This window comes from Nocardia sp. NPDC059229, assembly GCF_042754165.1.
In the GTDB taxonomy this organism is placed as follows: Bacteria; Actinomycetota; Actinomycetes; order Mycobacteriales; family Mycobacteriaceae; genus Nocardia.
This window is the reverse complement of sequence record NZ_JBHZAK010000014.1, coordinates 259,680-267,683: the sequence shown is the minus strand read 5'-3', so window position 1 is coordinate 267,683 and position 8,004 is coordinate 259,680. Positions and strand designations below refer to the sequence as shown.

General features: G+C 69.0%; 9 protein-coding genes. 5 read left to right on the top strand and 4 right to left on the bottom strand.

Translation table 11 applies throughout. The features are described from left to right. Positions 1 to 259: 259 nt before the first annotated feature. Genes nhaA through ACFXHE_RS29565 form a run of 3 tightly spaced genes read left to right on the top strand, consistent with a single transcriptional unit; the run spans position 260 to position 3,014 of the window. Complete coding sequence (nhaA, locus tag ACFXHE_RS29575) at positions 260 to 1,528, top strand: Na+/H+ antiporter NhaA (RefSeq protein ID WP_379387704.1); 1,269 nt, start codon at positions 260 to 262, stop codon at positions 1,526 to 1,528. Beyond that, positions 1,525 to 2,040 carry a phage holin family protein gene (locus ACFXHE_RS29570; protein WP_379387692.1) on the top strand — a complete coding sequence of 172 codons (516 nt, stop codon included), beginning with the start codon at positions 1,525 to 1,527 and terminating at the stop codon, positions 2,038 to 2,040. Before nhaA ends, ACFXHE_RS29570 begins: the two co-directional genes overlap by 4 nt. A 23-nt stretch (positions 2,041 to 2,063) precedes the next feature. Further along, complete coding sequence (locus ACFXHE_RS29565) at positions 2,064 to 3,014, top strand: alpha/beta fold hydrolase (protein WP_379387691.1); 951 nt, start codon at positions 2,064 to 2,066, stop codon at positions 3,012 to 3,014. 73 nt (positions 3,015 to 3,087) lie between these two features. Here the strand turns inward: ACFXHE_RS29565 and ACFXHE_RS29560 are convergent, their stop codons facing one another. From ACFXHE_RS29560 to nth, 4 genes are read right to left on the bottom strand one after another with little or no spacing between them, the layout of a single operon-like run. Beyond that, positions 3,088 to 4,281 (bottom strand): MarP family serine protease, encoded by a 1,194-nt coding sequence (locus tag ACFXHE_RS29560; protein ID WP_379387690.1) that lies wholly within the window; start codon positions 4,279 to 4,281, stop codon positions 3,088 to 3,090. Next, entirely contained in the window at positions 4,278 to 5,006 is a 729-nt protein-coding gene (locus ACFXHE_RS29555) for an NUDIX hydrolase (RefSeq protein ID WP_379387689.1), read from the bottom strand. Before ACFXHE_RS29555 ends, ACFXHE_RS29560 begins: the two co-directional genes overlap by 4 nt. A 37-nt stretch (positions 5,007 to 5,043) precedes the next feature. Beyond that, positions 5,044 to 5,706 (bottom strand): TlpA family protein disulfide reductase, encoded by a 663-nt coding sequence (locus ACFXHE_RS29550; protein WP_379387688.1) that lies wholly within the window; start codon positions 5,704 to 5,706, stop codon positions 5,044 to 5,046. Continuing rightward, the gene (gene nth, locus ACFXHE_RS29545) at positions 5,703 to 6,383 is read right to left on the bottom strand and encodes an endonuclease III (protein ID WP_379387703.1); all 681 of its coding nucleotides are present in this window, start codon (positions 6,381 to 6,383) and stop codon (positions 5,703 to 5,705) included. Before nth ends, ACFXHE_RS29550 begins: the two co-directional genes overlap by 4 nt. 286 nt (positions 6,384 to 6,669) lie before the next feature. Between nth and ACFXHE_RS29540 the strand changes: the two genes are divergently transcribed. Beyond that, positions 6,670 to 6,897: a hypothetical protein gene (locus ACFXHE_RS29540; protein WP_081986109.1), complete on the top strand. Its 228-nt coding sequence runs from the start codon at positions 6,670 to 6,672 to the stop codon at positions 6,895 to 6,897. Positions 6,898 to 7,170: 273 nt separating this feature from the next. Continuing rightward, the gene (locus ACFXHE_RS29535) at positions 7,171 to 7,845 is read left to right on the top strand and encodes a Crp/Fnr family transcriptional regulator (protein WP_019044571.1); all 675 of its coding nucleotides are present in this window, start codon (positions 7,171 to 7,173) and stop codon (positions 7,843 to 7,845) included. Positions 7,846 to 8,004 lie beyond the last annotated feature (159 nt).

Here is an 8,004-nt window from a genome sequence, read left to right as displayed (position 1 = left end):
ACCTCAACCCTGGTGGACCCCAACGTGTTCGAATCCATCCGCGCCGGCAAGGCGTAAACGGGCAGACTCCGCGAGCGGCCCCCTGATCGGCGATCAGGGGGCCGCTTCGGGTATAGGGTTGTCAAGAAGTTCCGGGCAAACCGTTAGAATTGCGCAAAAGGTGTGCCGGGAAGTCTGGTCGGCATGCGGTTGTGCCGTCGGTCCCTGGAGTGGTGTAGCACGCCGCTTTCTCGTCGACCGACCGAAAGGCTGCACCGTGATCACTCAGGTCCGTTCCGAGCTGGCCCGCTATCTGAGAACCGAAACCTTCGGCGGCGCACTGCTTCTCATCGCCGCGGCCGCGGCGCTCATCTGGGTCAACTCACCGTGGGGCGCGAGCTACACGACCATGCTCGACACCAGGCTCGCCATTCCCGCCCTCCACCTCGACCTCACACTGGCCGACTGGACCAAGGACGGCCTGCTGGCCATCTTCTTCTTCGTGGCCGGGCTGGAGCTCAAACGGGAGCTGGTGGTCGGTGAACTCGCCGACCGCAAACGCGCCACCCTGCCCATCGTGGCCGCCGTCGGTGGTGTGGTGATGCCCGCGCTCATCGCCACCGCCGTCGGCTGGGGCGCGCCGGGCATGGACCGCGGCTGGGCCATCCCGGTCGCCACCGATATCGCCTTCGCGCTGGCCGTGCTCGCCATGACCGGATCGCGGATTCCGCCCGGCGCCCGGGTGTTCCTGCTCAGCCTGGCCGTGGTGGACGACCTGATCGCCATCATCCTGATCGCCGTCCTGTTCACCACCACCCTGAAGATGCTGTGGCTGCTGGTGGCCGTGCTGTGCCTGACCGGCTGGGCGCTGGCCCAGCGCTTCCGCCTCGGCAGCCCGTTCATCTATGTCCCGCTGGGCCTGATCGCCTGGTACTCCCTGCACGAGGCCGGAATTCACGCCACCCTGGCGGGCGTGGCCTGCGGCCTGCTCACCCGAGTGCGCCCGGATCCCGGCGAGGACGAGCACCGCGTGCCCGCCGCCCGGCTCGAGCACTTCTTCCAGCCCATCTCCGCCGCACTGTGCGTACCGTTGTTCGCGCTGTTCGCCTCTGGCGTTCCGCTGGATGCGAGCGTGCTGTCGAAGCTGTTCACCGACCGGCTGGCGCTGGCCATCGTCCTGGGCCTGCTGGTCGGCAAAACGGTCGGCATCTTCGGATCCAGTTGGCTCGCCGTACGGTTGGGAGTCGCGGAACGACCCGCTGATCTCGGTTATCGGGACATGTTCGCCCTGTCGGTACTGGGCGCGATCGGCTTCACCGTTAGCCTCTTGGTGGCAGAACTGGCCTTGGTAGGCGTCGGCGACGGGTCGGCCGCAGAGCTCGCGAAAGCGGCGGTGTTGCTCACGTCTTTGGCGGCTTCCCTGGCGGGTTCGGCGCTACTGTTGCGTCGGGGCCGTGCTCACCAGGCACGACGTGACGAGCGGGCACTGCAAAATCAAGAGCGACACCGGACAGTACTACCGGGACATGGAGAAGGGTCGAGCAATTGAGCTTCACACAGGGCGGTAACGGCTACGACGGGAACCGCACCCGCACCGTCACTTCGATTCCGCTGTCCGATGTCGACGCCCATCAGTCGGCGACCTTCGGCACCTTGGTCCGCGACGCGACCGAGCAGATGTCGACCCTGGTGCGCGCCGAGGTGGAGCTCGCCAAGGCCGAGGTGACCGGTGAGATCAAGAAGGGCCTGCAGGGCAGTGTCTTCTTCATCCTGGCGCTGACCATCCTGCTGTTCAGCTCCTTCTTCTTTTTCTTCTTCCTCGCCGAACTGCTCGACATCTGGCTGTACCGCTGGGCCGCGTTCCTGGTGGTGTTCCTGCTGATGATCGCGGCGGTCGCGGCCTTCGCGTTGCTGGGCTATCTGAAGGTGCGCAAGCTGCGCGCGCCGGAGAAGACCATCGAGTCCCTCAAGGAGGCGAAGAGCGTGCTGCCCAGCGGTTTCGGCCACACCGACGCGGAGACGGCCGAGGTCTCCGTCGAACTCGGCAAGCCCCGGACCTAGACCTTCGATTACGCTCCATCGGCGTGTCGTCGAATTCGCATCCGGATCCGTCCGCAGTCCGCTATGACGGGCCGTGGACCCATCGGGACGTGCACGCCAACGGCATTCGCTTCCACGTGGTCGAGGCCGTGCCCGCCGGGACGGCCTACACGGACCCGGACATGCCTCTGGTCGTGCTGCTGCACGGCTTCGGCGACTTCTGGTGGTCCTGGCGCCACCAGCTGACCGGGCTGGCCGCACGCGGCTTCCGCACGGTGGCGGTGGACCTGCGCGGCTACGGCGACACCGACAAGCCACCACGCGGCTACGACGGCTGGACCCTCGCCGGTGATGTCGCCGGCCTGATCCGCGCGCTGGGCCACACCGAGGCGACCCTGGTCGGGCACGCCGAGGGCGGCCTGGTGTGCTGGGCCACCGCCGTACTGCACCCGCGGGTGGTGCGATCGATCGCGCTGATCAGCTCCCCGCATCCGGTGGCGCTGAAGCGGGCCGTGCTGCGCGACAAGCCACAGCGCTCGGCCTGGCTGCCGGACTTCCTGCGCTATCAGGTGCCGCGCGTGCCCGAGGCCCGGCTCACCCGCGACGACGGCATCGAGATCGAACTCCTGCTCCGCGACCGGGTGGGCGAACGCTGGTCGGCCACCGAGGAATTCACCGACACCGCCCGCCGCATGCGCACCGCCATCCGGATCCCCGGCGCGGCGCACTGTGCGCTGGAATATCAGCGCTGGGCGTTCCGTAGCCAGTGGCGGCCCGACGGCCGGCGTTTCATGGCGGCCATGAGCGAACCGGTGCTGGTGCCCACGCTGGCCCTGTACGGCGACCGCGACCGGTACATCCTGCCGGGCACCATCCGCCGCGGCCAGCAGCTCTCGCCGCAGCGCCGGGTGGTGGCCATCCCGGACGCGGGTCACTATGCGCACCAGGAGAATCCGGAGCCGGTGACCGCGGAGATCGCCAAACTGCTGGTCTGACCAGGCTCTCCGAAACGGAAAAACGGCCCCGGCGAATCATGTTCGCCGGGGCCGTTTTTCCGTTCTTCCAGGCTCAGCTCAGCACACAGCTGCCGGTGCCGACAGCCGTCGATTGACCTGCCGCCGAGCTCAGTTCGGGCCGCACCTCGTCGAGGGTGAGCACGTACCCGGTGTCGTCGTCGGTGACCGCCGCGCCGAACACCACGCCCAGGATCCGTCCGTCGGTGTCCACCAGCGGGCCGCCGGAGTTACCGGCCCGGACCTGGCCGCGAATGGTGTAGACCTCACGCTTGACATCGGCGTCGCGGTAGATGTTGGGACCCTTCAGGTTCAGGGTCTCGCGCACGCGGGCCGCGCTGGCGGTGTAGCGCCCGCCGCCCGGGTAACCGAGCACGATGGAGCTCTCCCCCGAGCCGGCATCGGCCGGAGCCAGGTCCAGTGGCTGCGCGTTCAGGCCCGGCACCGCCAGGATCGCCACGTCCTTGGACGAGTCGAACAGCACCACGGTGGCGGGCAGCGACCCGCGCGCGGTGTCCACGCTGACAGTGTTGGTGCCCGCGACCACGTGCGCGTTGGTCATGATGCGCTCCGGGGCCACCACGAAGCCCGAACCCTCCAGCTGCCGTTGGCAACTGGGCGCGATGCCGCGGATGCGCAGCACGCTGCCCTGCAGCTGCTGGGCCACCGGCAGCTGCAGCACGCTGGGATCGGGCGGTTCCACGGCTGTGATCGGGACGTGCCCGAACGGGCCGATGACATCCGGCAGCCCGGAGGTGTTGAGTAGGTTGGAGAAGTCGGTCGGCACCCGCCGCAGCCAGTCCGGCGCGACATGGTCGACATTGCGCAGCACCTGGGAGTTGGTGACCGCGGCCGCGATTCCGGGCTGCGAGGAGTTGGTCAGCGGCAGTGCCAGCAGCCACGCGGTGGCCAGCACCGCCGCCGCCTGCAGGCCCGCGCCCACCACGCTGTCCACGCTGCGGGTGAACGGATCCCGCATGCCGCCGCGCGCGGCCCGCCCGAGCACCATGCCCGCGACCTCGCCGACGATCACCAGCGCCACGATGAGCAGCACGCCCACCAGCACCCGGGTGCGGCCCTCGTTCAGGTGCTTCAGGATGTGCGGCGCGATCAGAATGCCCGCGACCGCACCGAGAATGACGCCCAGGAAGGCGAGCGCCGAAGCGACCGCGCCCTGCCGCCACCCGGAGGTGGCGGCCAGCAGCGCCAGAATGATGATGCCGAGGTCGAGCCAGCCCGAGGCGCTCATAATGTCATCCCTACCGCGGCCAATGCGGCCTGCAGATCACGTACATCGTGATGGTCCCATTCGCGTTCCCACCCGGACACCGCCAGCAATCCGGCGAGCACCCCGGCGGTGAACCCCCACACCAGCATTCCGTCCACGGTGAACGCCGGGCCCACATAGCCCAGTGGATGGCGCACCACGAAACGGTTGGCCGGATCGATGAGCTCGGACAGCGGCACCCGCGCCACGCGGGCGGCCTCCGTCTCGCTCACCACCCCCACCTCGCCGGGGGTGCGCCAATAGGCGACCACCGGCGTCACATCGAACCGCGACGGCGGCACGAAGATCTTGGGCAGCACCGCGATCGGCTCCACACCGGCGGGGTCGAGCCCCGTCTCCTCGCGCGCCTCGCGCAGCGCGGTGCTGACCGGGCCGTCGTCCTGCGGCTCCACCCCGCCGCCCGGGAACGCCACCTGGCCGCTGTGCTGGCGCAGGGTGGCGGCACGCTGGGTGAGCAGCACGTCGGCATCGGCCGGAAGTCCGCCCGGCGCAGTCGAATCCGGCTCGGGGGAGCCGCCGAAGAGCACCAGTACCGACGCCTCCCGGGCCCGGGTCGCCGCCGCGGCGAAGCGCCGCATGGTGCTGCGGCGCAGCACCGGGTTCACGCCGGTGGGATCGGCCGGGTCGTGCTCGGCCACCCCGCGCAGCCACTCCGGAATGCCATTGGCAGACGCCTCGAGTCTCATCACCACACCCTTGTCGAAAGATCCACTCGTCCAGCCCTCACGCCCTGACCCCCAATTCGGCCGCGACGGTGGCGGAAATGTCCTCGACGCTGGTGAACGGGCGCACCACGACTTTCGCAACGGTGCCGTCGGCGCGCAACAGCACCGAGATCGGCAGCACGGCGGGCGCGCCGACGGCGGTGCGGACCCTGGCATTCGAATCCTCGACCCCGGGCAGGTGGATGCCGAGCCCGCTCAGCCGCGACAGCGCCTTGGCGGTCCCCGTATCGCTGTGCACGGTCAGCACCGTGAGCGCGTTCCCCGCCTGCTGCGAGAACTGTTGCAACAGCGGCAGTTCCTCCGCGCACGGACCGCACCAGTAGGCCCACAGATTGAGCAGCGCGGGCTTGCCGGCCAGCGCCGCAACCAGATCCACCGGCCGGCCGTCGGCCAGGCAGTCCAGCGTGATGCCGCGCAGCGGGCCGTCGCCGACGGGCGCGCCGGTGGGCGCGGGACAGGCGGCCAGCGCCGCCGCGGTCCGATCCGAGTCGGCGACAGCCGGTTCGGCGGGCCCGGTGGCCGTGGTCGAGCCGGTCGCGGCGTTCTTGTCGTCGGAGTGGGTGAACTGCGGCCAGAGCGCGACCGCCGCCGCCACGGCGACGATCACCGCCGCCAGCGCCCACCGCCACCCGGTGTTGCCCCGCGCCGTCTCGGCGCTCACAGGCCGACCAGTTCGAGAAGATGGTCGGTCTCCGGGCCCTTCACCAGCTTTGCCGCCTCGGTCGGATCGGTCGGTCCCTCACCGAAGGACGGGCAGTCGTTGGCCAGCAGGCACGCGCCGCACGCGGGCTTGCGCGCATGGCATACGCGGCGGCCGTGGAAGATCACCCGGTGCGAGAGCATGGTCCAGTCGCGGCGCTCGATCAGCTCGCCGACGGCGTGCTCGATCTTGACCGGATCCTCCTCCGCGGTCCAGCCCCAGCGCCGCACCAGCCGTCCGAAATGGGTGTCGACGGTGATGCCCGGGACATCGAAGGCGTTGCCGAGGATGACGTTCGCGGTCTTGCGCCCGATGCCGGGCAGGGTGACCAGCTCGGCGAGGGTACCCGGCAGTTCGCCGTCGAAACGCTCGACCAGTTCCTGGCCCAGCCCGATGAGGGAATTGGCCTTGTTGCGGTAGAAGCCGGTGGGCCTGATGTACTCCTCCAGCTCGGCCCGATTGGCTTCGGCGTAATCGCGTGCGCCGCGGTACTTCGCGAACAGCGCGGGCGTGGTGAGGTTCACCCGCACGTCGGTGCACTGCGCGGAAAGAATTGTGGCGACCGCCAATTCGAGGGGCGTGGTGAAATCCAGCTCACAGTGCGCGTCGGGGAACTCGACGGTCATTTCCCGGTACATACGCCGGGCCCGCCGGACCAGGCCGATCCGAGTCTCTTTGTCGCGCTTGCGCGCTTTGGCCGGACGCGAAAACCGTGGCGCATCCGAGACATCGACCGGAGCCCCGTCAGGGGTAGCTTGAACGCCCGAATTATCCGGGTCTGCCCCGCTCACGGCCGCGTTGGATTCAGAGACACGCACGCCCCCACCTTACGGAACCACCCCTGCCCCACAACCGGGCTGAGTACCCGCCGTGTTCCATCTGAGACCTTCGGCGTGTTTACTGCTGCCTATGCAAGGACTCGCTGTGGTGCTGTTTCCGATAGCGCTGATGCTGTTCGCGTTGGTGATGGAACGGGTCGAGAATCGACTTCGCAAGCTTCTCGAACCAGACCCAGAGGTCCAGCAGTATCTCGATCGAGCCACGAATGCCGAGGTCAGCGATCTGACCAAGCTGGGTTTGCCGGCTGCGGCGGCGCGTCCGCGGCGCGCCCGGCCCGCGGCCAAGGGAATGGACGTCGCACAGGCCAGCTGATCCGCGCGGGTCGGTGGTCGAGTGGTCCGGTGGCTTTCAGCTCCGGACCACTTTTTACGATCTTCATGACGCCGGTCTCACGGCGTGTCGTAGATTACTTGTGAAGCGTGTCGCGAAACCGTCGTTGTGTGTCGCGTACTGCGGCTCCGCGTGTCTGAGAATGAGCTCGGCGCGTGGTGTCTATCACTACCCGGCGGTATTGCAAAGTAGACTGCACTGTCGGCCGAGTCGTTTCGGTCCAGGACAGAGCCATTTCCCATAAGGAGCACATTCGTGGACGAGGCCCTCGCCAGAGCAGGCATCTTCCAAGGCGTCGAGCCCACCGCGGTGGCCGCTCTCGCCAAACAGCTGCAACCCGTTGACTTCCCGCGCGGGCACGTCATCTTCAACGAGGGCGAACCCGGCGACCGGTTGTACATCATCACCTCGGGCAAGGTGAAGATCGGCCGCCGCTCCCCCGACGGTCGTGAGAACCTGCTGACGATCATGGGCCCGTCGGACATGTTCGGCGAGCTCTCGATCTTCGACCCGGGCCCGCGCACCTCGACGGCCACCACCGTCACCGAGGTCCGCGCGGTCACCATGGACCGGGACGCCCTCAAGGCGTGGATCGATCAGCGGCCCGAGATCGCCGAGCAGCTGCTGCGGGTGCTCGCCCGCCGCCTGCGCCGCACCAACAACAACCTGGCCGACCTGATCTTCACCGATGTTCCGGGTCGTGTCGCCAAGGCGCTGCTGCAGCTCGCCCAGCGCTTCGGCACCCAGGAGGCGGGCGCGCTGCGCGTGACCCACGACCTCACCCAGGAGGAGATTGCCCAGCTGGTCGGCGCCTCCCGCGAGACCGTGAACAAGGCGCTCGCCGACTTCGCGCACCGCGGCTGGCTGCGGCTCGAGGGCAAGAGCGTGCTGATCTCCGACTCGGAGAGACTGGCCCGCCGCGCTCGCTGAGCGGCGACAGGTTACATGCGGAGGCGGGGGGGGGGGCGGGGCCGGCGCCGGTGGGGGGGGGGGCGGGGCGAGGTACGACGCCCGCGTAAGGTGACGGGGGCGTGTGCAGCGAGGTGCGCCGGCAAGGTGAACTGGCCGGGAGCGCGCGGCGGCGGGCCA